The 22,849-nt window shown below is 65.5% G+C and carries 21 protein-coding genes; 10 read left to right on the top strand and 11 right to left on the bottom strand.

From position 1 onward, the window contains the following. Nucleotides 1-45: 45 nt before the first annotated feature. From ACOQFL_RS05880 to ACOQFL_RS05870, 3 genes are all read left to right on the top strand, one after another. On the top strand, nucleotides 46-3,882 hold the full coding sequence (locus ACOQFL_RS05880; protein WP_435543062.1) for an amino acid adenylation domain-containing protein: 3,837 nt from the start codon (nucleotides 46-48) through the stop codon (nucleotides 3,880-3,882). A gap of 97 nt (nucleotides 3,883-3,979) precedes the next feature. After that, a complete protein-coding gene (locus tag ACOQFL_RS05875) occupies nucleotides 3,980-4,213 on the top strand; it encodes a tautomerase family protein (RefSeq protein WP_435543061.1) in 234 nt (77 codons plus the stop codon). Between the two features lie 8 nt (nucleotides 4,214-4,221). Then, nucleotides 4,222-5,160: a pseudouridine-5'-phosphate glycosidase gene (locus ACOQFL_RS05870; protein WP_435543060.1), complete on the top strand. Its 939-nt coding sequence runs from the start codon at nucleotides 4,222-4,224 to the stop codon at nucleotides 5,158-5,160. Between the two features lie 15 nt (nucleotides 5,161-5,175). Here the strand turns inward: ACOQFL_RS05870 and ACOQFL_RS05865 are convergent, their stop codons facing one another. After that, nucleotides 5,176-5,688, bottom strand: coding sequence for a MarR family winged helix-turn-helix transcriptional regulator (locus ACOQFL_RS05865; protein ID WP_435543059.1), 513 nt, complete (start codon nucleotides 5,686-5,688; stop codon nucleotides 5,176-5,178). An 88-nt stretch (nucleotides 5,689-5,776) separates the two neighbouring features. On the opposite strand from ACOQFL_RS05865, the gene ACOQFL_RS05860 reads away from it, so the two are divergent. From ACOQFL_RS05860 to ACOQFL_RS05845, 4 genes are all read left to right on the top strand, one after another. Continuing rightward, a complete protein-coding gene (locus ACOQFL_RS05860; RefSeq protein WP_435543058.1) occupies nucleotides 5,777-6,796 on the top strand; it encodes an EamA family transporter in 1,020 nt (339 codons plus the stop codon). A 49-nt stretch (nucleotides 6,797-6,845) separates the two neighbouring features. Continuing rightward, on the top strand, nucleotides 6,846-7,727 hold the full coding sequence (locus ACOQFL_RS05855; protein ID WP_435543057.1) for an SDR family oxidoreductase: 882 nt from the start codon (nucleotides 6,846-6,848) through the stop codon (nucleotides 7,725-7,727). 931 nt (nucleotides 7,728-8,658) lie between these two features. After that, complete coding sequence (locus ACOQFL_RS05850; RefSeq protein WP_435543056.1) at nucleotides 8,659-8,823, top strand: hypothetical protein; 165 nt, start codon at nucleotides 8,659-8,661, stop codon at nucleotides 8,821-8,823. Nucleotides 8,824-8,924: 101 nt separating this feature from the next. Beyond that, nucleotides 8,925-9,434, top strand: coding sequence for a GNAT family N-acetyltransferase (locus ACOQFL_RS05845; RefSeq protein ID WP_435543055.1), 510 nt, complete (start codon nucleotides 8,925-8,927; stop codon nucleotides 9,432-9,434). 247 nt (nucleotides 9,435-9,681) lie between these two features. On the opposite strand, the gene ACOQFL_RS05840 is transcribed toward ACOQFL_RS05845, so the two are convergent. From ACOQFL_RS05840 to cmtR, 7 genes are all read right to left on the bottom strand, one after another. After that, a complete protein-coding gene (locus ACOQFL_RS05840) occupies nucleotides 9,682-9,972 on the bottom strand; it encodes an HPr family phosphocarrier protein (RefSeq protein ID WP_435543054.1) in 291 nt (96 codons plus the stop codon). Between the two features lie 93 nt (nucleotides 9,973-10,065). Further along, nucleotides 10,066-11,529 carry a PTS fructose transporter subunit IIC gene (locus ACOQFL_RS05835; RefSeq protein ID WP_435543053.1) on the bottom strand — a complete coding sequence of 488 codons (1,464 nt, stop codon included), beginning with the start codon at nucleotides 11,527-11,529 and terminating at the stop codon, nucleotides 10,066-10,068. Next, entirely contained in the window at nucleotides 11,526-11,978 is a 453-nt protein-coding gene (locus tag ACOQFL_RS05830) for a PTS sugar transporter subunit IIA (RefSeq protein ID WP_435543052.1), read from the bottom strand. Before ACOQFL_RS05830 ends, ACOQFL_RS05835 begins: the two co-directional genes overlap by 4 nt. A 12-nt stretch (nucleotides 11,979-11,990) precedes the next feature. Then, the gene (gene pfkB, locus ACOQFL_RS05825; RefSeq protein ID WP_435543051.1) at nucleotides 11,991-12,935 is read right to left on the bottom strand and encodes a 1-phosphofructokinase; all 945 of its coding nucleotides are present in this window, start codon (nucleotides 12,933-12,935) and stop codon (nucleotides 11,991-11,993) included. Continuing rightward, complete coding sequence (locus ACOQFL_RS05820; protein WP_435543050.1) at nucleotides 12,932-13,693, bottom strand: DeoR/GlpR family DNA-binding transcription regulator; 762 nt, start codon at nucleotides 13,691-13,693, stop codon at nucleotides 12,932-12,934. Before ACOQFL_RS05820 ends, pfkB begins: the two co-directional genes overlap by 4 nt. A 303-nt stretch (nucleotides 13,694-13,996) precedes the next feature. Then, nucleotides 13,997-14,698: a cation efflux transmembrane domain-containing protein gene (locus tag ACOQFL_RS05815; protein ID WP_435543049.1), complete on the bottom strand. Its 702-nt coding sequence runs from the start codon at nucleotides 14,696-14,698 to the stop codon at nucleotides 13,997-13,999. Nucleotides 14,699-14,814: 116 nt separating this feature from the next. Then, nucleotides 14,815-15,192 carry a Cd(II)/Pb(II)-sensing metalloregulatory transcriptional regulator CmtR gene (gene cmtR, locus ACOQFL_RS05810; protein WP_435543048.1) on the bottom strand — a complete coding sequence of 126 codons (378 nt, stop codon included), beginning with the start codon at nucleotides 15,190-15,192 and terminating at the stop codon, nucleotides 14,815-14,817. A gap of 137 nt (nucleotides 15,193-15,329) precedes the next feature. On the opposite strand from cmtR, the gene ACOQFL_RS05805 reads away from it, so the two are divergent. The 3 genes from ACOQFL_RS05805 to ACOQFL_RS05795 all read left to right on the top strand — a co-directional run bounded on the left by ACOQFL_RS05805 (nucleotide 15,330) and on the right by ACOQFL_RS05795 (nucleotide 19,004). Then, nucleotides 15,330-17,849, top strand: coding sequence for a DEAD/DEAH box helicase (locus tag ACOQFL_RS05805; RefSeq protein WP_435543047.1), 2,520 nt, complete (start codon nucleotides 15,330-15,332; stop codon nucleotides 17,847-17,849). 170 nt (nucleotides 17,850-18,019) lie between these two features. Continuing rightward, nucleotides 18,020-18,439: an organic hydroperoxide resistance protein gene (locus ACOQFL_RS05800; protein ID WP_435543360.1), complete on the top strand. Its 420-nt coding sequence runs from the start codon at nucleotides 18,020-18,022 to the stop codon at nucleotides 18,437-18,439. 217 nt (nucleotides 18,440-18,656) lie between these two features. Then, entirely contained in the window at nucleotides 18,657-19,004 is a 348-nt protein-coding gene (locus ACOQFL_RS05795) for an ArsR/SmtB family transcription factor (RefSeq protein WP_435543046.1), read from the top strand. A gap of 80 nt (nucleotides 19,005-19,084) precedes the next feature. Here the strand turns inward: ACOQFL_RS05795 and ACOQFL_RS05790 are convergent, their stop codons facing one another. The 3 genes from ACOQFL_RS05790 to ACOQFL_RS05780 are packed head-to-tail and all read right to left on the bottom strand — an operon-like array spanning nucleotide 19,085 to nucleotide 22,832. Then, nucleotides 19,085-20,782 carry a formate--tetrahydrofolate ligase gene (locus tag ACOQFL_RS05790; protein WP_435543045.1) on the bottom strand — a complete coding sequence of 566 codons (1,698 nt, stop codon included), beginning with the start codon at nucleotides 20,780-20,782 and terminating at the stop codon, nucleotides 19,085-19,087. Beyond that, nucleotides 20,779-21,624: a methylenetetrahydrofolate reductase gene (locus ACOQFL_RS05785; RefSeq protein ID WP_435543044.1), complete on the bottom strand. Its 846-nt coding sequence runs from the start codon at nucleotides 21,622-21,624 to the stop codon at nucleotides 20,779-20,781. The genes ACOQFL_RS05790 and ACOQFL_RS05785 overlap by 4 nt, the downstream gene beginning before the upstream one ends. Continuing rightward, nucleotides 21,621-22,832 (bottom strand): glycine cleavage T C-terminal barrel domain-containing protein, encoded by a 1,212-nt coding sequence (locus tag ACOQFL_RS05780; RefSeq protein WP_092627424.1) that lies wholly within the window; start codon nucleotides 22,830-22,832, stop codon nucleotides 21,621-21,623. Before ACOQFL_RS05780 ends, ACOQFL_RS05785 begins: the two co-directional genes overlap by 4 nt. Nucleotides 22,833-22,849 lie beyond the last annotated feature (17 nt).

Raw genomic sequence — 22,849 nt, 5'->3', positions numbered from 1 at the left:
AAAACAGTCGTACACCGAAATCGTTTACCAGCAAGTTAGGGGAACATGTTGGAAACCGTACAGTTCAACGCCCGAAGACAGGACACTCTGCTGGGATCCTGCTTACCCGAGCTGTTGAAGCAGCAGGCGGCCGTGCAGCCCGAAGCCGTGGCGGTCGCGGACAACAGTCAGCACCTGAGCTATCGGGAGCTCACCGAGGCCAGCACGCGGCTGGCCGCTCATCTGAATCACCTGGGGGTGACGACAGAGACCCGCGTCGGCTTGTACGTCGAACCGTCGCTGGAACTGATGACGGGGGCGTGGGGCGTGCTGTTCGCAGGAGGTGCTTACCTACCGCTCTCTCCGGAGTACCCCGAAGACCGGCTGCGCTACATGATCGAGGACAGCGGTACGAAGGTCATTGTTACCCAGGGGCATCTCGTCGAGCGCCTGGTGGAACTGGCGCCGCAGGGCACGAAGATCGTCACGTTGGACGACGCGGCGGAGTGCGTTTCCACGCCGGACCAGGTGCCGAGATCCGACAACTTGGCGTATGTCATCTACACCTCCGGTAGTACCGGCAGGCCGAAGGGCGTGATGATCGAGCATCGCAGTCTCGCGTCCCAGCTACGGTGGATGTTCTCACGTGGCTACTTGGGCAAGCACACCACGGTGCTGCAGAAGACACCGATGAGTTTCGACGCGGCGCAGTGGGAGATTCTGGCTCCGGCCTGCGGTGGTCGGGTCGTCATGGGGGCGCCCGGAATCTACCGGGATCCCGAACTGCTCAACGAGACGATCATCGAGCACGAGATCACCACGTTGCAGTGCGTCCCCACCTTGCTCCAAGCACTGTTGGAGACCGAGGAGTTCCGCAAATGCATCTCGCTGCGATGGGTCTTCTCCGGCGGGGAGGCGCTGTCGAAGCAGCTGGCGCGACAGCTCGGCGACGAGTTGCCGTCGGTATCGCTGGTCAACCTTTACGGGCCGACCGAGTGCACGATCAACGCGACCGCGTACTCGGTCGACCCCGCCACGGTCGATGAGGGTGCGGGGACGGTCTCGATCGGCACGCCGGTCGACAACACCCAGTGCTTCATCCTGGACGAGGAAATGGCCCCGGTACCTATCGGTGAGACCGGTGAGCTCTACATCGGCGGGAAGCAGCTGGCGCGCGGTTACCTGCATCAGCCGGAGATGACCGAACAACGTTTCGTCCCGTCCCCGTTCGTGCCGATGGAGCGACTGTACAAAACGGGTGACCTGGCGTACTGGAACTCCGACGGCACGATCCAGTTCTCCGGGCGGGTCGACAACCAGGTCAAGCTGCGCGGCTACCGAGTGGAGCTGGACGAGATCGCACTGGGGATCGAGGAACACACCTGGGTTCGACGAGCCGCCGCCATCTGTACCGAGGACCCCAGGACTGGCTTTCAGGACCTGGTGGGCTGCGTTCAGCTGAACGCCAAGGAAGCGGCTCTGATGGATCAGGGCAACCACGGCTCCCACCATCAGTCCAAGGCCAACAAGCTCCAGGTCAAGGCGCAACTGTCCAACCCGGGCCTTCCCGAACCGAACGAGCTGGTCGGACTGACCACTGTGGACCTTCTTAACGAGCAACCCACGACGAGGCAGCAGCGGGAGGTTTTCGCTCGCAAGACCTACCGTTTTTACGAGGGCGGCGACGTCAACGCGGCGGACATCCACGAGCTGTTGCGATCGCGGTCGGTCAGTGACTTTTCCAGGAACCTGGAGGAGTTGACCTTCGCCGAGCTGGGGGAGCTGCTGCGTTGGTTCGGTCAGTTTCACAGTGACGAACGGTTGCTGCCGAAGTACGCTTACGCCTCTCCGGGGGCACTCTACGCGACACGGATGTATCTGGAGATCTCCGGGGTCGCGGGCCTGGAGCCAGGTGTGTACTACTACCACCCGGCCGAGCATCGGCTGGTTCGGTTCGGCGGGGCTACGGACTCCCATGAAGTGCGCCTGAAGATTCACTTCCTGGGCAAGCAGCAGGCCGTCGAGCCGGTGTACAAGAACAACATCCGGGAAGTGCTGGAGTTCGAGACCGGCCACATGGTCGGAGTGTTCGAGGAGGTGCTACCCGAGTACGGGCTGGCCATTCGCCCACTGGAGTACCGGGAACCCGGTAAGGAAGAGCTGGGCGCTGCTGCGGAGGACCATTATCTGGGCACGTTCGAGATTCGACCGAACGACGGTGTGGCCCAGCCGGAGGCCACCGAGATCTACGTGCAGGCCCACCCCGGACGGATAGCCGACCTACCGGCCGGCCAGTACCGGTACGGGTCCGGTGAACTGGAACTCATCTCCGATGAGCTAGTGCTGGGCAAGCACGTGATAGCGATCAATCAGCAGGTCTACGCGCGGGCGAGCTTCGCGATTACGGCCGTCAGCCGTGCCGGCGAAAAGTGGCTGGAGTACATCAGCCTGGGGAGTAAACTGCACCACTTGCAGCGCAACGACCTGTCACTGGGGTTCATGTCCTCGGGATACAGCTCGAAGACAGGCTTTCCGTTGCCATCCGCGCAGCGCATGGATGACATCCTCACCTCGTGCGACATCGCCCCCGGTCCCTCGTACTTCTTCCTGGGTGGGCGGGTCAGTCAGGAACAGATCCGCAGCGAGGGCATGTACGAGGACATGGTCCACATGAGGGGACCCGCGGAGATCATCAAGGACGATCTGGCTCATTTCCTGCCCGACTACATGATTCCGAACCGGATCGTGCTGCTCGACGAGATGCCGTTGACCGCGAACGGCAAGGTCGACTGCAAGACCCTGGCGGCTTCCGACGAGTTGAAGCCCGCGGAAACTCCCGGCGGTTACGTGGCTCCCGAGACGTCCACCGAACGATGGTTGGCCGCGGAGTGGGGCAAGGTACTGAAGTACGAGGACGTGTCGATGGCGGATGATTTCTTCGTCTGCCGGGGCAACTCGCTGATCGCCGTCACACTCGTCAACAAGATCAATCGGGAATTCGGAACGCGGCTGCCGTTCCAGATCGTGTTCGAGTACCCGAAGCTCGCCGACCTGGCGGCCAGAATCGACGACGATTCCCCACAGGAGTCCTCGCGGCTGGTGCCGCTGCACCACGGGGGCGATGCCAATCCCGTGTTCTGCTGGCCGGGTCTGGGTGGGTATCCGATGAACCTCCGCCTCCTCGCCCGTGAGGCGGGAATGGCGGGACCGTTCTACGGGATGCAGGCCCACGGCATCAATGCCGGGGAGGAGCCGTACCACACCATCCGTGAGATGGCCGCCGCCGATGTGGCCGAGATCCGGCGCGCGCGGCCCGAGGGTCCCTACACCCTGTGGGGATACTCCTTCGGTGCCAGGGTGGCATTCGAGGCAGCCTGGCAGCTGGAGAGCTCCGGTGAGCGGGTGGAGAACCTGCTGCTGATCTGCCCCGGGAATCCGAAGGTCCGTGAGATCGACGGAGAGCGTCACGGGCGTACCGCATCCTACGACAATCCGGCGTACGTGACGATCCTTTTCTCCGTCTTCGCGGGAGCCATCAGTGGCTTCGAACTCGATAGGTGTCTCGAAGCGACTCACGACGAGGAGAGCTTCGTAACGTTCGTCCACAAGTTGTATCCGGCGCTGGAGAAGCAATTGATCAGAAGGATCACTCGGATCGTGGGCGAGACGTATGAGTTCGAGTACAGCTTCCGCGAACTGACCGAGCGACAGCTCGACGCGCCGGTCACCCTCTTCAAGGCATCGGGGGACGACTACTCGTTCATCGAGGGCAGTTCCGGGTACTCCGCCGCTCCACCCACGGTGGTCGAACTTGAGAGCGATCACTACGGCGTGCTGAAGGAGCGGGGTGTCCACGAGCTCGTCTCGGCGATCCGTTTCGGCCTCAGCACGGAACGGAGCTGAACCCCGCACCTCGACGGGGCACCGAGATCCCCGCGGGCGGACCGGCCGTTCCGTTGCCGGTCCGCCCCATCCCGGAGAGAAGACGAAGGAGTTTTCCATGCCACACGTCACCATCAAGCACTTCCCACGGAACTTCACGTACCAAGAGCAGCAGCGGTTGGCCGCGGAGATCACCGCGCTAGTCCTGGAGAACTTCGACACCCACGAAGACGCCGTATCGATCGCGCTGGAGCCGGTGGAAAAGCCCGAGTGGCACGAGAAGGTCGTCGTCCCCGAAGTCACGGAGCGCGCGGAACTGTTGATCAAAGCGCCGAACTACCGGAAGCAGTGAGGTGAACCATGCCCGCGTACAACAGTGTGCCGTTGCTTGTCAGCGAAGAAGTCTCCGATGCCCTCGCTTCCGGAGCTCCGGTCGTGGCGCTGGAGTCAAACGTCATCACACACGGCTTGCCCTACCCGGACAACGCGGCTACCGCCCGGAAAGTGGAGCAGGCCGTCCGGTCCGGGGGAGCCACACCCGCGACGATCTGTATCGAGGACGGTGCCATCCGGGTCGGTATGACCGAGTCGGACATCGAGCGTTTCGCCGTCACGCCGGGGATCCCGAAAGTGAGCAGTCGAGACATGTCGGTGGTGCTGGCCCAGGGCCAGGGGCACAGAGGGGCTACCACTGTTGCCTCCTCGGTGGTGGCCGCGGATTTGGCGGGCATACCGTTCTTCTCCTCGGCAGGCATCGGCGGAGTGCATCGGGGAGCCCAGGAGACGATGGACATCTCCTCGGACCTGATCCAGTTCACCCGCTCCCGGGTCGCCGTGGTCTGCGCCGGGGCGAAGATGATCCTGGATCTCGGTCTGACGATGGAACACTTGGAGACGCACTGTGTGCCGGTGGTTTCCTACCGCTCGGACGATTTTCCAGCCTTCTACTGCGTCACTTCGGGATTTGCCAGTCCGCACCGGATGGACGACGAGCGGCTCTTGGCCAGGGCCGTCGAGAACCACTGGGCACTCGGGAACCATTCCTCGTTCCTGATCACCACCCCCGTCCCGGAACGGGAAGCCATCGACAGCGGTGAGGTCGACCGGACGATTCGGGAGGCCACGGCCGCGGCCGAGAAGGACGGGGTAAGTGGCCAAGCGATCACGAAGTACCTGATGCGGGCCGTTGATGCGGCGACCGGGGGACGTTCGGCGCGGGCGAACACGGCAGTGCTCGTCTCCTGTGCCGAGGCGGCGGGACGCTTGGCCGCGGCTCATGCGGGGGAGGTTGTCCGATGATCTGTCGGTGCGAGTTCAGTGGTCCGTCTCGTTCGGGGCGGTGTCACCGAGGCTGGTGAGGAGTTTGCGCAGCAGTTCGGTGAGGTCTCCCTGCTCACGCGGATCGAGTCCGGCGAGTGCTCGTGTCTCGTGCTCGACGTGGTCGCCCACTGCCGCGTCCACAACTCGGTAACCGTGTTCGGTGAGTGTGATCAGTACGCTGCGCCGGTTACCGGGGTCGGTTTCGCGGGTCACCAGTTCCTTGGCCGCCAGCCGGTCGATGCGGTTGGTGATGGCTCCGGAGGTGACCATGGAGGCTTCGACGAGGGCGCTCGCGGTCAGCTGGTACGGGTAGCCGGAGCGGCGGAGCGTGGCCAGGATGTCGAATTCCCAGGATTGCAGGTCGTGAGCGGCGTAGTTCTCGCGCAGTGTGCGCTCGAGCAGTTGGGAAGCTCGCTTGATGCGTCCCACCACGCCCATCGGCGCGGGGTCGATGTCCGGTCGTTCGGTACTCCACTGCTCGAGCAGTCGGTCCACGCTGTCTCTCACTGCTCTCCTTAATGTTGAAGTGTTTGACCCATACTAGCAGGCGAGTTACTCTATTGAACGTTGATTAGTTTAACATTGAGGTGAAATGATGACCCGGATCTCTGCAGCCGGAAGTTCCGCCGCGGGCGGATCCCCGGCACGAACCTGGAGTCTGACCGGTCTCGCCGCGCTGGCACCGGCGACGTGGGGCACCACTTACCTGGTGACCACCGAGTTCCTACCGCCGGACCGCCCGATACTTTCCGGTGCGATCCGGGCGCTGCCCGCTGGGCTGATCGTGCTCGCGATGACCCGGACACTGCCGCGGGGAAGCTGGTGGTGGCGTGCGACTTTGTTGGGCACCCTCAACATCGGAGCCTTCTTCGCGCTGTTGTTCGTCGCCGCTTACCGGTTGCCCGGGGGTGTCGCGGCCACCCTCAGCGCGGTGCAACCGTTGTTGGTGGCGGGGTTGGCGTTCGGGTTGCTCGGGGAGCGACCGACGCGTTGGCGGCTGAGCTGGGGAGTGGCCGGAGTGGTCGGGGTGGCCATGATGGTGCTTCAGGGCAAGCTCAGCTTCGATCCGATCGGGATCGTGGCAGGACTCGCCGGTGCCGGGGCGATGTCGGCCGGGGTTGTGCTGACCAAGCGGTGGGGCCGGCCCGAGGGGGTGAGCCTGTTGACCTTCACCGGCTGGCAGTTGACCGCGGGTGGTCTCCTGCTCGCGCCGCTGGCTCTGGCTTTCGAGGGGGTACCCCCACCGCTTGATCTCTCCGCGCTCGCCGGATACCTCTGGCTTGGCGGTGTCGGCACCCTGCTGGCCTACATGCTGTGGTTTCAGGGGGTGGCTCGGCTGCCTGTCGCGGCTGTGTCGTTCCTCGGGCTGCTCTCCCCGGCTGTGGCCACCATCCTGGGGTGGTTGGTCCTGAACGAGACCCTGACCGCCGTCCAGACCATCGGTTTCGTGCTCGCCCTGCTATCGATCGCGGCAGCACAGCTCAGTCCCCCCACCTTCGGCAAGTCGCGCCGATCGGAAACGCCGTCCCCGTCGGGGAAACCGGCACCGAAAGCCGCCGTGGCTGAGGAGTCCGACAACTCCCGACGCGCGCAGGCAGCGACAGCCCAGCGGTAATGACAGTCACCCGTAACGAGACGAAACCACTTTTGAGAAAGGAAAAACGTTGAGTCGAACCCTGTTGCTCACCGGAGCCACTGGCACTGTGTCCAGTGCCCTGCTGGAGACCCTGCGGCAATCCGATCTCGAACCACGGGCGCTGGTCCGTGACGAGGAGAAGGCCGAGCGGTTCGAGGCGCGGGGCGTACGGGCCGTAGTCGGCGACCTCGACGACGCCCGATCGCTGCCCTCGGCCTTCGAAGGCGTCCAGGATCTGTGGCTGCTGACCCCGAACAGCCCCCGGGCACCCGAGAACAACATGAACGCCGTCTGGGCCGCGCGTCGAGCGGGTGTGGAACGGGTGGTGCGCCTGTCGGCGGTCGGTGCGGCCCATGACGCGCCGAGCCGCAGCGGCCGGTTGCACGCACTGTCCGATCGCGAGACCGAACGATCCGGCATGTACTGGACGATCCTGCGCCCCCACTGGTTCATGCAGAACCTGCTCAACGAGGCAGGCGACATCGCGGCCGAGGGAGCGTTCTCACTCAACATGGGCCGGGGACGACTGGGGATGATCGACGTACGCGACATCGCCGAGTTCGCCGCGCGGGTGCTCACCACGGAACCGGACCGTCATCACGGCAAGACCTACACCCCGACCGGACCGCGCTCGCTCTCCTTCACGGAGGTGGCCGAACAACTCGGTCGCACGCTCGGACGAGAGATCCGCTACGTGCCGACGAGCGACGAGGTCGAGCGCAAGACCCTGCTCGACCTCGGCGTACCGGAATGGATGACCGAGATGCTCATTGAGTACGGGCAGGCCTATGCGTCCGGGTGGGGTGACTTCACGACGAACGATTTCCAGCACGTAGTGGGTCACCCACCCCGCGACTTCGCCGACTTCGCACACGATTACGCCGAGTCCTTCGTAGCAGCGCACCGATAACCGTGACGGAAACGATCCTCGTCGATCCCCTGGCTGTCGAAGCCCCGTGATAGCAAGCACGAACATGCTGGGGCAGGTCGGAGACAGCGTCGAACACCCGAAATAGTGGGAGGCGTGTCCAGTGTCCGGCCTGGCTCCGGCCGTGCCGTGTCCGGTTTGTCGGAGCAGCGGTACACCCGCTCGCTCCTCTGACGTGGTGCGATCTTTTATCTTACAAACCGATTAGTTGGTATATTAAGCTGCGCTTACGTCTGTTCGGTGCCGGCTCCAGAACACGACTGTCGCTCGTCCGGATCGGGAGCTGGCCCATTGTTGCCGAGGTCTGCGCGGCATTCCCGGGTTTGCTCCGGGAAGCGTTGTTGTTTCCGTGCTACGGAGAATTGGTGCTCAGCTGTAAGCCGGGGTGTTTTCCTCATTGGTCGAGGTGGTCAATACCGCCCATGCCGAGTTTGATCCCTGCCATCGGTCCCGTTCGTGAATCGGGGCGAGCTCGCGCGAACCGGCTCCGAAATAGACACGTGCTTCGGGGCGAGACACCACACTGATCGTTTCGTTGCCACACCGTTCGCATCACCCGCCGGCGTTCGGCTCGCCGACCGAATAGCATCTCGTCCATGGTCGTGGACAAATCCGTCGCACTGTTCGTGCTCGCCGCTCTCTGCGAGAGCGGTGGTGCCTGGTCGGTGTGGCGGTGATCATGTACGCCCCACCCGGGTACTGAGTCGGTGCGCATGCCCGGAGTCCCCGAACAAGGGCTCCGAGTTGTCGCGTTTCTTCCGGTCTTCGGAGGGTTGCATGCGCGAGGCAGCCACGGTACTGGAGCACTGGTACGCTCCACCGCTTCGCGTGATTCCCGTGGCCGGGTATTGGCGACCCCGTCATCACGGCGGTTTCCCTGCCGGACCCGCTCAAGCACGTCCGGATCGAGCGCATGCTCGCCCTGGTGCTGCTGGACAACTATCGACGGTTGCTGCGGGAGAACGAGTACGCCGCCTCCCGTGATAACGCGCGACTGCGTGCCGAGCGCGGAAAGCGGGACAGGCACCTCACCCGACAGAGGTGGGCGTGCTACGAGTTCCGGGGGCGACAGCGGTGAATTCGTCCGAGGACACGGCGACGCTCCGGCCCTTTCCGCGGCGCCACCGGGAAGACCCCTGCGACGACACATCGACATCCACGGAAACGGAGATCTCCATCATGAGCGAATGGACCACTCGTGCCGAGACCGCCGACGACATCGCCGCCATTCGCGAGGTCAATCTCGCCGCCTTTCCCACCACGGCGGAGGCCGACCTGGTGGACGAGCTGCGTGCCGACCGGCAGGCGTGGATCGACGGCCTCTCTCGGATCACTGTGGATGAGCACGGCAGCGTCATCGGGCACGCACTCCTGACGCGGTGCCACATCGACGAGCAGCCTGCGCTCGCGCTGGCGCCGTGTGCGGTGCTGCCCGCTCGGCAACGCCGCGGAGTCGGTTCCGCGGCCATCCGAGCCGTACTGGAAGCAGCCCGCGCCATGGGTGAGAACACGGTGCTCGTCCTCGGCCACGCCGACTACTATCCCCGCTTCGGTTTCGTCCCGGCCGCACGTCTGGCCATCCACCCGCCCTTCGAGGTGTCCGAGGAGGAGATGATGGCTCTCACCCTCGGATCGCGGCGAACGGCACCCACGGGCACGATCCGGTATCCGGCCGCCTTCGGTATCTGAACTCGCGGTGAAGTGCTCCGAAGCCACGATCCTCCCGGAACACCTCTCGAACAGCATGCGGTTTCCACCGGGTGAGGTGACTTCCCACTCGGGATCGCCCGGTGCAACGGCGCTGCGGGCTCCTCCTCGTGTCGTTGCACCGGACTATCCCGGCAACTACCACCCCCGATGTCGGGGCCTCCTCGAATTAGCCCGCGGGAGGTTCCGCCGAGCGACGGTGGAAGAGACCCCGGTCGAGGGAGTTCGGTCAGGTGGTGGGTTCCGCGTCGAGGTCACGGGTCAGCAGTTCCACCAGTTCGTCGAGTACCGCTTCGGCCTCGTCGCCCTCGGCCGCCAGCTCGACCTCGTCACCGTGCTCGGCCCCGAGGGTCATGAGTCCCAGTACGCTCGCGGCATCCACCGCCCTTCCCGGAGTGCCGTCGATGACCTTGGCGATGGTCACCGGCAGCGGTTGCGCGGCCGCGTTCGTCGCCAACAGTCCCGCGGGACGGGCGTGCAATCCGACCTTCGACACGATCGTCACGCGACGCTGGTGCATTCCTGTGCTCCTCTCCCGGTGATACCCGGTTGTACGGTCGGCTCCGACGAACGGTGAACCGACGTTCTAGCTCGGTCCGTTTCACCGCCGGTTTCAGGCGGCCACGGCTCCTTCGGTCTCGGGGAGCCGTTCCGTCTCGGCGGTCCCGCGTCCGACGAACGACTTGGCGGCGAGCACGACAGCGGCGGCCACCAGCACTCCCGCCGAGATCGCGAGCAAGTACAGCAACGGACTTCCGACCAGCGGCAGCACGAACAGTCCACCGTGCGGGGCACGCAGCGTCACCCCGAACAGCATGGACAGCGCGCCCGCGCTCGCCGAGCCGAGGATCATCGACGGGATAACCCGGAACGGGTCCGAAGCGGCGAACGGAATCGCCCCTTCGGTGATGAACGAGGCTCCCAGCAGCCAGGCGGGACGTGAGCTCTCCCGCTCACCGGGGGAGAACGACTTGGCGTGAACGGTCGCGGCCAACGCCATCGCCAACGGTGGCACCATCCCCGCGGCCATTACCGCTGCCATGATCTCCAGCGCCGTCTCGCTGCCGGTGGTCAGTCCTCCGACCGCGAAGGTGTAGGCGACCTTGTTGACGGGGCCGCCGAGGTCGAAAGCGATCATTCCGCCGAGTACCGCGCCCAGCAGCATCGCGTTCGTGCCGCTGAGCCCGTTGAGCCAGTCCGTGAGAGCGGTCATCGCGGCGGCGATGGGTTTGCCCAGCACCACGAACATCAGGGTGCCAACCACCATCGAGCCGAACAGGGGTATCACGACCACCGGCATGATGCCCGCGACGGCCGAGGGAACTCTGAGCCGGCGCAAGCCGAGGACGACCCCGCCCGCCAGCAGTCCCGCGATCAAACCGCCGAGGAACCCCGCTCCGACCGCGACGGCCGCTGCGCCGCCCACGAAACCGGGGACCAGGGCGGGGCGTTCGGCCATCGCGAACGCGATGAAACCGGCGAGCACCGGGACGAGGAACTCGAAAGCGGCCGTACCGATCTGGTTCGCCAACGCGGCCCAGCTGGTCAGACTCGCCGGATCGAACCGCTCGGTGACATCCGGTGCTTCGGTGATCTGGTACCCGCCCAGCGCGAAGCTCAGCGCTATCAACAGTCCACCGGCGGCGACGAACGGGATCACGTAGCTGACACCCGTCATCAACCACTGGCGAAGCCGTACGGTCGCCGAGGCGTTCGCGGTGACCTTTGTGCTCGGTTCCGAGCTCGGACCCTCCGAGCCGGAGCCGACGCGCATAGGCTCGGCTGCCGCCGCGCGTTCCAACAGGGCAGCGGCGCTGTCGACGGCCTGCTTCACACTCGCCTCGACGACGGGTTTGCCCGCGAACCTGTCACGGTCGCTTACCCCGACATCGGCGGCCAGAATCACGGCGTCGGCCGCGGCTATGTCCTGTTCGGACAACGGATCGGAGCCGGCCGCCCCCTGCGTCTCGACACTGAGCTCGTCGCCCCGCTCACGAGCGGCCTGCTCCAACGCCTCGGCAGCCATGTAGGTGTGCGCTATTCCGGTGGGACACGCGGTCACGGCGACGAACTTCAAGGTTTGACCTCCTCACGTACGTAGGAAGCGACCACGGCCGGATCGTTCGCGTCGAGCAGGGTTCGCTTGAACTCTTCCCGCATCAGTCGGCGCGCCAGCGAGGCCAGCACCGCCATGTGGTCCGAATCCCCGCCTTCCGGGGCCGCAATCAGAAAAATCAAACTCGCCGGACCGTCCTCGGCACCGAAGTCGATCCCCGCTGTGCTGCGGCCGAACGCCAGGCTCGGAACGGTCACGGCGGCCGAGCGGCAGTGCGGGATACCGATGCCGCCCCGCATGCCGGTGGCCATCTGTTGTTCGCGGTTCTCGACATCGTCGAGGAACCGTTCGATGTCGGTGACACGTTCGGCGTTGACCAGTCGGTTGGCCAATGAGCGGACCGCGGCGCGCCGATCCGCGTCGGGCAGGTCCAAATCGACCAGTTCGGTGGTGATCAGTTCACTGCTCATTCTTCGACTCCGTTACGGCGACATGGGGTCGAGCCGACCTGATTCGTCGACTTCGGTGATCCGCACCTGTTCGAGCCGCAGCTCTTTCGGCGTGGGCATCCGGCTGCCCGGCAGTTCCACGGCCGCCGAGCCGTAGGCCACGGCGGAGCGCAAGGCTTCCGGTCCGTCTCCGCCCGCCAGCAGGTAACCGGCCAGTGCGGCATCGCCCGCACCGACCGTGCTGCGCACCCTTCGAGCGCTGCTCGTGCCGAACCAGGCCGTTTCGTTTCCCACGAGCAGCGCGCCGTGCTCACCAAGGGTGACCAGTACGGAACCGGTGCCCTCGGAGCGAACCGCTCGTGCGGTGGCGGCCACTTCGGAGAGGTCTCCGGGCCGGTGGCCCGCGAGTTCGGTCAGTTCCGCCAAGTTGGGTGCGAGCAGATCCGGGCCTGCCATGCACGCTTCGGCCAACGCGGCCCCCGAGGAGTCCACCGCGACCTTCGCGCCGGCCGCGCGGGCGGTGCGCACAAGACCGGCGTAGTAGTCGTCGGGGCAACCGTGCGGCAGGCTCCCGCTCGCCACCACCCAGCGCGCCCGCGTGGCCACCTCACCCAACCGGCTGCGTAAGGCTTCCAGCTCGCCGGTGGTCAACGCGTTTCCGGGTTCGTTGATCTTGGTGGTGGTTCCGTCTGCCTCGACCAGGGTGAGGTTGCTGCGGGTGGCCGCCTCCACGGGAACCTCGACGACGGAGACGGCCTCCGGTGCGAGCAGCTCGGCGAGACTGCTTCCCTCGACTCCTCCGGTCGGCAGTACCGCCACGGCGCTGTGCTCGGCCGCGGTCAACACGCGGGCGACGTTGACCCCTTTGCCGCCGGGATCCACGTGTACTCCACCGGCGCGGTGCACTTCCCCCCGGTCGAGACGATCGAGCAGTACGCTGCGATCCAGACTGGGGTTCGGGGTGACGGTGACGATCATGTCAGTACCACGTCCGTTCCGCGTTCGCGCAGCTCCGACACGGTCGTCTCCGGCAAACCACTGTTGGTGATCAGCACGTCGAGATCGGCTATCTCGGCGAAACGGCTGAAGTGGTCACGTCCGTACTTGGTGTTGTCGGCCAACAGGACTCGCTCGCGGCAGGACCGCACCATCGCCGATTTCACCGCGCTCTCCGCGGTGTCTGGGGTGGTGCAGCCCCGTTCGGCGGAGAAACCGTTCGTGCCGAGCAGGCCGACGTCGACGGTCAGACCGGCCAGCACGCTCAGTGCCCAGGACTCGACGGCCGCCAGCGTGGTGCCTCGCACCCGACCGCCGAGCAGATGCAGGTCGAGGTTGCCACGGTTGGCCAACTGATTGGCCACGGGAAGGGAGTTGGTGACCACTGTCAGCTCGCGGTCGGTGGGAAGCAGGCCCGCGACTCGACTCGTCGTGGTTCCCGCGTCCAACAGCAGTGTCCCCCTCTCCGGCACCAGGTCCAGTGCGGCGCGTGCCACTCGGTCTTTTTCCGCGGCGGCTGTTTGGTCACGCTGCGAGACACCCGGTTCGAAGTCGAGCCGTTCCTGCGGGATCGCCCCGCCGTAGACGCGGCGCAGCAGTCCCTGGCGTTCCAGGGTGCCGAGGTCACGCCGAATGGTCTCCGGTGCCACCTCGAGCTCTCTGGACGCCTCCGCGACATCGATTCGACCGTCGCGGCGTGCCCGCTGCACCAGCACCTGCCGACGCTCCGCCCCGTACATGCCCGTTGTCCTCCGATCCGATTTTTGTTCCTGACTGATTCTGCCCGTTGTTGTTGTGTTGTCAAGGTCACATTCGTTGCTGGATCGATTGGCCGCGGCTGTCCGGGGCCGCTGTCCAGGGGCGGTAAAGGTGAAGTCTTGATTCGGGAGCGCTCCCGAAAAGCGTTGCGCCGCGCTCGGTCGAGGAATCAGAGGAGTTGCCCGAATTGGGACGGGGTCGGTCCGCTCCCGCGGCTCCGTGCATGTGCCGGGAGGTCCCGCCGGTGCAGTCGCCGCGGGGGGGGGCGGATCGACGAGAGATCGCTATGCGCCGCAGCAGTCGCATCCAGGGGCGCAGCAGTCCTGGTCCGCCCCGGCGGCAAAGGCGGTGGCCAACCCGCCCTGGGTGCAGCATCCGTCTCCGCGCCACGCCTCGCGGCCCTCCTTGACCGCCATCACCGCGATGACCAGAGCCGCCACCGGGTCGGCCCAGAACCAACCGAAGAAGGCGTTGAGCAGTAGTCCCACCAGCAGCACAGCGGACAAGTAGGAACACAACAGGGTCTGCTTGGAGTCGGCGACCGCGCTGGCCGAACCCAGCAGGCGACCGGTACGTCGTTGGGTCAGTGACAGGGCCGGCATGACCATCAGCGAGAGCGCGGCCAGTCCGATGCCCACCGGAGATGCCGCCGGCTCGGTGTCTCCGACGAGCGTGCGGACCGCCGTGACGGTCACGTAGGCGGCCAGCGCGAAGAAGGAGACGGCGATGACGCGCAGTGCCCTGCGTTCACGGGCCTGCCGTGCTGACGCCTCGCGCGCGGAGAACTGCCACGCCACGGCGGCCGCCGAGGCTACTTCGATCACGGAGTCCAGTCCGAAGCCGAGCAGTGCGGCAGAGGAGGCGGCTATCCCGCTGGCGACGGCCACCACGGCCTCGATCACGTTGTAGGAGATGGTGGCCAGCACCAACAACCGAAGTCTGCGGGTCAGCGCCGAACGGCGTGACGGCTCCGGTTCGCCGGGCACGTCCGAGTCCTGTGCCGGGGGTAGTGGTCCGTGCTCGGTGGACCGCTCTCCGGGTGCCGATCCTTCCGGTGAGTGGGTATTCCCGCGTGGTGTTTCCGAGGAGGGGCCGGATTGGTTCATGGCGTGCTCACCGCTCTCCTCGTATCGGTTCCCGTGGATTCGAGCGGAGCTTGACGATCCTCCGCCGTGCAGGAGTCGCTCGGTTCGACGGCCAGTACCACTCTGACGAGGTGCCGCAGCGCTTCGGCCAGGTGCTCGTCGGCGAGTTCGTAGCGCACCTGACGTCCCTGGTAGGTGGCCACCACCAGTCCGCAGCCCCGTAGGCAGGCGAGGTGGTTGGACACCTTGGACCGGCTCAGCTCGAGGTGTTCGGCCAGCAGGCCGGGGTAGTGGGTTCCCGCCAGCAGTGCCGTCAGGACGCGGCAACGGGTCGGATCGGCCAATGCCCTGCCCAGGCGGGTCATTGCTTCCTCGTTGGTTTCACAGGTCAGCATTGATGCAACAATACAGCTTATATTGAACCGTTTCCAGTGTGGAGCCGTAACGCGAGGGAGGGGAAGAACGACTTCCGGGCACGGTGTTCGACCCCACATGTGTCCCCAGGAGCTGAACAGGGAAGATGGAATCCGAGATGACGCTTACCGACCAGCTTCCCCCGACACCCGACACCGATCCGGACGCCCTGCTCGACGGGTTCACCAGCTGGACCACCGAACAGGGATTCGAGCTCTATCCCGCCCAGGAAGAGGCGCTGATGGAGGTCGTGTCCGGATCCAACGTGATCGTCAGCACCCCGACGGGTTCGGGGAAGAGCCTGATCGCGGTCGGTGCGCACTTCACCGCCCTGGCGAACAAACAGCGCAGTTTCTACACCGCGCCGATCAAGGCGCTGGTCTCGGAGAAGTTCTTCTCGTTGGTGGACCAGTTCGGCGCCGACAACGTCGGGATGCTGACCGGCGACAGCAGCGTCAATCCGGACGCGCCGATCATCTGCTGCACCGCCGAGATCCTGGCCAACATCGCGCTGCGCGACGGCGAACGCGCCGAGGTCGGCCAGGTGGTCATGGACGAGTTCCACTTCTACGCCGAACCCCAGCGGGGCTGGGCGTGGCAGGTGCCGATGCTGGAGCTGCCGCAGGCCCAGTTCGTGCTGATGTCGGCGACCCTCGGCGACGTCACCGGTTTCAAGAAGGATCTCACGCGCCGTACCGGTCGTGAGACCTCGGTGGTCAGTTCCGCCGAACGTCCGGTGCCGCTGACCTTCCGGTACGCGATGACCCCGCTGCACGAGACCATCGAGGAGCTCCTCAACGGGAGGCAGGCCCCGATCTACGTGGTCTACTTCAATCAGGCCTCCGCGGTGGAGCAGGCGCAGGCGTTGGTCAGCATGAACGTGGCCAGCCGTGCCGAACGCGACGCCATAGCCGAAAAACTCGGCGACTTCCGGTTCACTGCGGGGTTCGGCAAGACTCTGTCCAGGTTGATCCGGCACGGCATCGGCGTGCACCACGCGGGTATGTTGCCGCGCTACCGTCGTCTGGTCGAACAGCTCGCACAGGCGGGGCTGCTCAAGGTCATCTGCGGCACCGACACGCTCGGAGTGGGGATCAACGTGCCCATCCGCACCGTGCTGCTGACCGGGTTGACCAAGTTCGACGGCAGCCGCACCCGTCACCTCAAGGCCAGGGAGTTCCACCAGGTCGCGGGCAGGGCGGGCCGCGCGGGTTACGACACCGACGGTTACGTGGTGGTACAGGCCCCCGAACACGTCATCGAGAACGAACGCGCCCTGGCCAAGGCCGGCGACGATCCCAAGAAGCGCCGCAAGGTCGTCAAGAAGAAGGCACCCGAGGGATTCGTCTCCTGGGGGCAGAAGACCTTCGACAAACTGGTCGAGGCCGAGCCGGAACCGTTGACGTCGAGCTTCAACGTCACCCACGCCATGCTGCTCAACGTGATCAGCCGCCCCGGCGATACCTACGCGGCGATGCGCGAGTTGCTCACCGACAACCACGAGGACCGTCCTGCCCAGCGTAAGCACATGTTGCGGGCCATCTCCATCTACCGGGCACTCGTGGCCGCCGGGGTGGTCGAACAGTTGGACGAGCCGGACGAGCAGGGCAGGCTGGTCCGGGTCACCATGGATCTGCAGTTCGACTTCGCGCTCAACCAGCCGCTGTCGCCGTTCGCGTTGGCCGCCATCGAACTGCTCGATCCGGCCTCGCCCAGCTACGCGGTCGACGTGCTGTCGGTCATCGAGGCCACTCTGGACGATCCGCGTCAGGTGCTGGGCGCGCAGCAGGCCAAGGAACGCGGTGAGGCCATCGCGCGGATGAAGGCCGAAGGCATCGAGTACGAGCAGCGCATGGAGGTGATCGAGGACATCACTCATCCGCAGCCGTTGGCCGAGATGCTCGAGGCCGCTTACGAGACCTATCGGCAGGGGCATCCCTGGGTTTCCGAGCACGAGCTCTCCCCCAAGTCCGTGGCCAGGGACATGTACGAGCGGGCGATGAATTTCGTGGAGTTCGTCAACCACTACGGATTGGCACGTTCGGAAGGGCTGGTACTGCGCTACCTCGCGGACGTCTACAAGGCGCTGCGGCACACCGTGCCCGACGACGCCAAGAGTGAGGAGCTCGGCGACATCATCGAGTGGCTCGGCGAGCTGGTGCGTCAGGTGGACTCCAGCCTGCTCGACGAGTGGGAACGGCTGCGCAATCCGGGTGAGGACGACTCCGGTGCCGAGCCCGTCGATCAGGGGCCCGCCAAGCTCACCGACAACAAACGTGCCTTCCGGGTACAGGTCCGCAACGCCATGTTCCGGCGCGTGGAGCTGGCGGCGCGGGAGCGGTTCGACGAACTCGGCGAGCTGGACGGGGAGGAAGGCTGGACGGCCGAGGATTGGCAGGCCGCGCTGGACGAGTACTTCGCCGAACACGACGAGCTCGGTACCGACGCCGACGCTCGCGGTCCGAGCCTGTTCATGGTCACCGAGGAGTCCCAGCGGTGGTTGGTGCGCCAGGTCTTCAGTGATCCGGAGGGCAACAACGACTGGGGGATCAGCGCCGAGATCGACCTGCCAGCCTCCGACGAGGCGGGGGTCGCGGTGGTCCGGGTCACCGACGTGGGCCGGTTCGACCAGTACTGATCGAGTTCCGGGGCGGGTGCGCCCCGGTTCGCCCGTTCCCCCTCGCGGCTCTGTAGGGCTGATTCACCCAATTAGGTTGTGCGCAATTTAGTTTTGCGCTACCTTTCAGGTGGGTGGTCGCGGCTCGCCGCCTCACCCGTGCCAACCGATCAATGACCAGGAAAGTGATGATGACGGCGTTGTACACGGCAGAGGCCACCGCAAGCGGCGAAGGGCGGGACGGGCGTACCCGTTCCGCGGACGGTGTGCTCGACCTCGGGTTGTCCGTGCCCAAAGAACTCGGCGGTCCGGGTGGAGAGGAAACCAACCCGGAACAGCTCTTCGCGGCCGGATACGCGGCCTGCTTCCACAGTGCGCTGCGGGTGGTAGCCCGCCGTGCCGAGGTGAGCGTGGACGACTCCACCGTCACCGCGCGAGTCGGAATGGGACCGGACGGCAACGGTGGATACGGGCTGAGTCTCTCGTTGCGTGTCGGGCTTCCCGGGCTCGATCGGCAGCGGGCGCTCGAACTCGCCGAAGCGGCCGACCGGGTCTGCCCGTACTCCAACGCGGTGCGCGGCAACGTCGACATCGAGCTCGAAGTCGAGTGACCACTTCGGTGCGCGAAGCCGGTCTCGGTGTGAGTGAGATCGCTGTTTCGGATCCGCTCGTCCGCCCGGCTTCCCAACCGGTGAGGTATCAGCACGTTCCGGACGAGGAAATCCGGCTGTGACCGGGAGTTTCGCGGTGTCGAACAGCCGAGGGTGGCGCTCGCTACTTCCACGACGTTGGCTGATCGTGCACCCGAGCCCCCGATAGACTGCCCGCATGGGTCACGGACTCCGCGACGTTCCCACTCCGACCGCAAGACTGGATCAGAACTCGGCCGCCACTGTCGCCGAGACGCTGCAGGCGCTGGCCACACCGTCACGCCTGCTGATTCTGAGCGAGTTGCGGCAGGGGGCGCGGTCGGTGAATCAGCTGGCGGAAGCGGTGGGAATGGGGCAGTCCGCGGTGTCGCACCAGCTGCGTGTGCTGCGATCCCTCTGGTTGGTCAAGGGTGACCGTGCAGGCAGGGCGGTGGTGTACTCGCTCTACGACTCGCACGTGGCGCAGTTCTTCGACGAGGCGGTCAATCGGGTCGAACACCTGCACCCCGCCTCGCTGGAACGCTAGGTTTCCCTCGAAACTCGGGCCGGTATGAGTCGAGTCGCCGCCGAAACGGCGACGACTCGACGGGGACCGGCGTATCCCGTTCAACTCAGTCCGACCACCTCGCCGCGGTCGTCGATGTCGATCCGTGCCGCGGCGGGGCGGGAACTCAACCCCGGCATGGTGCGGATGTCACCACAGATGGGGTAGACGAATCCGGCACCCACCGAAGCCCGGATCTCACGCACCGGCAGCGTCCATCCCGTGGGAGCCCCCAACAGGCTCGGATCGGAACTCAGCGACAGGTGCGTCTTGGCGATGCACACCGGCAACGAATCGAACCCGTTGGCCGTGTAACTGCGCAACGCCCGTTCCGCCGCGGGGGTGTACGAAACCCCCTCGGCGCCGTAGACCCTGGTGGCGACCGTCTCGATCTTGGTGCGCAGATCCGCGGAGTCCGGGTAGAGCAGTTCGAACCGGCTGGGCTCCTCGGCGGCCTCACTGACCGCCTCGGCCAGTTCCACCGCCCCTTTGCCGCCGTCGGTGAAATGGGTGCTGATGGCCACGCGAGCCCCCGCGTTCTCGGCCACCTCACGGATCGCCTGATGCTCACTGGGGTGGTCGGTGGGAAACGCGTTCACGGCCACCACAGGGGACACCCCGTGCATGCGCAGGTTGTCGATCTGCTTGCGGAGGTTCTCGGCCCCCGCCAGCACGTCCTCCGGATTCTCGTCGAGCATCTCCTTCGGAAGGTCCTTGCCCGCCACCACGCGGAACCGCCCGGAGTGCGCCTTCAGCGCCCGAACGGTGGCCACCAGCACCGCCGCGTCCGGGCGCAGTCCGGATGCCCGGCACTTGATGTTGAAGAACCGTTCGGCTCCCATGTCGGCACCGAAACCGGCCTCGGTGACCACGTAGTCGGCGCACCTGCTGGCGATGCGATCGGCCACGATCGAGGAGTTGCCGTGCGCGATGTTGCCGAACGGACCCGCGTGCACCAGTACCGGTGTGTTCTCGACGGTTTGCATCAGGTTGGGCTTGATCGCCTCCCGCATGATCACCGTCATCGCACCGGCGGCACCCAGTTGCTCTGCCGTGACCGGCTCCCCCTGATGGGTGTAGCCCACGACGATGCGTCCCAACCGTTCACGCATGTCGTGCAGCGAGTTGGACAGCGCCAGCACCGCCATCACCTCGCTGGCCGCGGTGATGTCGAAACCCGTCTGGTGCGGAGTGCCGTCCGCACTGCCGCCCAGGCCGGTTACCACGTTGCGCAACTCCCGGTCATTGATGTCGACCACTCGGCGCCAGGTGACCCGGTGGGGATCCAGGCCGAGTTCGTTGCCCTTGTGGATGTGGTTGTCCACCATCGCCGCCAGCATGTTGTTGGCTGCCGTGACGGCGTGCATATCGCCGGTCAGGTGCAGGTTCAGTGCCTCCATGGGCACCACCTGGCTGTATCCACCCCCCGCCGCGCCGCCCTTGATGCCGAACGTCGGCCCCATGGAGGGTTGGCGGATCGCGATCGCCGATCGCTTTCCCAGGTGGTGCAGTGCCTGGCCGAGCCCGACCGTGGTGGTGGTCTTGCCCTCGCCGAGCGGAGTCGGTGTGATGGCCGACACCAGGACGTACTTGGCCCGGTTCTGTTCACCGAGCTCGTCGAGGGCACTCAGGGAGACCTTGGCGACGTCCCTGCCGTAGGGCTCCAGCAGGTGGGGAGCCAGCCCCAGATCCGCGGCGACCTCCTCCAACGGTTTACGTGGCGAGGACCGCGAGATGTCCAGATCGGACGGCATGTTCATGCGGGCACCTCCTGCAGCCGGTCGGCCGTCTCGACGGCCCATTGCCGGGTCTTGCTGATCTCGTTGAAGGTGAACAGGTGCCAACCCGCGATGTTGTAGTCCGGATCCACGAGATAGGGCGACAACTCGTCGAACACGTTCTCCGGGGTGTAACGGGTCAGCAGTTTGGTCACCACGCCGTGCTGTTTCCGCAGGAAACGCATGGACTGACCCAGCCCGATCTTCATCGAGATCCGCAGTAGCTTACTCGGGTCGATCGATCCCGGCGCGCCGATGTAGACCGGCAGTTCGACGCCCCTGGCTCGCATGCTCTTGACCCACGAGGCGATCGTGTTCGGGTCGTAGCAGATCTGCGATACTATGTAGTCGGCGTAACGTGCCTTCTCGTCGGTGGCCTGGATGGTCATGCGATCCGGGATGAAGGCGTGCTGCTCCGGATATCCGGTGATCCCGAGCCGGTACGGCCTGGTGCCGAGCTCCTCCATGCTCCGCAGTAACGACAGGGCGTCGGTGAACCTGCCCGCCGGACGTTCGGCGTCCCCGGCGATCACGAACACCTCGGTGAGACCGAGGTCGCTCACCCGGGCGAGCAGATCGCTCAGATGAGCCGAGTCCCGGACCATTCGCGCCGCCAGGTGGGGGACCACGTGCATGCCCTCGCGGTGTAGCCGTGCCGCGGTGTCCAGAGTGGCTTCGGTCCCTTTGGCGGGTGAGGACGTCACGGTAACCGTGGTCCCGGCGGGCAGTTCCCGCACCTGCTCGACGACCCCCCGCAGCGGCAGAACCTCGTAACGGGCGTTGCGGAGGTAACGCTGTAGCTGTTGTTGCGCGTTCGTGGTCATTTCGACACCGCCGCTTCTTCCTGCCGTTCGAACTGCTTGGGGATCTGCTTCTTCGGGTCGAGGAATGGCTTTTCCACCACCTCCGCCTCCTGCGGGCCGTGCTGGGTCTCCACCACGAGGGGTGTTCCCACCTCGTGGTAGCTGATCGGCACCATCGCGTAACCGATGTTGCGGTCCAGCCTCGGCGAGTGGCAGGCAGAGGTGACGTCCCCGATACGCAGTCCGTTGGGATCCCGGACCGGGAAGGTGTCGATCATCGAGCCGTCGTTGAAGCTGCCCACTTCGGGGCCACCCATGGCCACACCCACCAGCTTGCGGGTGATCCCCTCGTTGTAGATCCGGGTCAGGGCGGATTTACCGATGAAGTCGGCTTCCTGGTTGAGATCGACCATCCAGGTCGCCTCGAATCCGTAACCGACCTCGAACGGATTCGTGTCGTAGGTGATGTCGCAACCCCAGGAAAGGATGCCCGCCTCGATCCGCCGGATGTGGCAGGGACCGATCACCCGCATGTCGTAGGGACGGCCAGCCTCCCAGATCTTCTCCCAGAGCCGCACACCGTCCTGGCTGGCGTTGTGCAGGTAGATCTCGTAGCCGAGCTCGGCGGTGTATCCGGTACGCGAGACGATCACGTCCATGCCGTCCAGCTGCCGGTCCACGGCGTAGTAGTACGGGATCTCCTGAATGGATTCCCCGAACAGGTCCACCATGACGTCGCGGGACTTCGGCCCCTGCACCTGGACCGGCCCCACGTCGGGTTCCCGGATCTGGACGTTCATCCCCAGGCTGTAGGCGAGCCCCTTTGCCCACAGCAGCACGTCGCTGTCGGCCAGCGACAGCCAGAAGTGGTTCTCCCCGAGGCGCAGCAGCACGGGATCGTTGATGATGCCGCCGTCCTCCGCGGTGATGAACACGTACTTGCACTGCCCGACCCGGCACTTGTTCAGATCACGGGGGACCAGCATGTTGGTGAACTCGAAGGCGTCCGGACCGGTGATCTCCACCTGACGCTCGACACCGACGTCCCACAACGTCACGCCGTTGAGCAGGTGCCAGTACTCGGCTACCGGGTCACCGTAGTGCCTGGCGTGGTAGGTGTGGTTGTACACGCTGTACATCCCCACCCCGTGCCTGCGCGAAGCATAGAAGAAGGGGGACTTGCGGAGACGGGGGTACTGCAGGATCGCAGGGGTCGGGTTGATGCTCATGGGGGACTCCTATGGGG

Source organism: Actinopolyspora sabaoui (assembly GCF_051225635.1).
GTDB lineage: Bacteria > Actinomycetota > Actinomycetes > Mycobacteriales > Pseudonocardiaceae > Actinopolyspora.
This window is presented reverse-complemented; position numbering and strand designations above follow the sequence as displayed.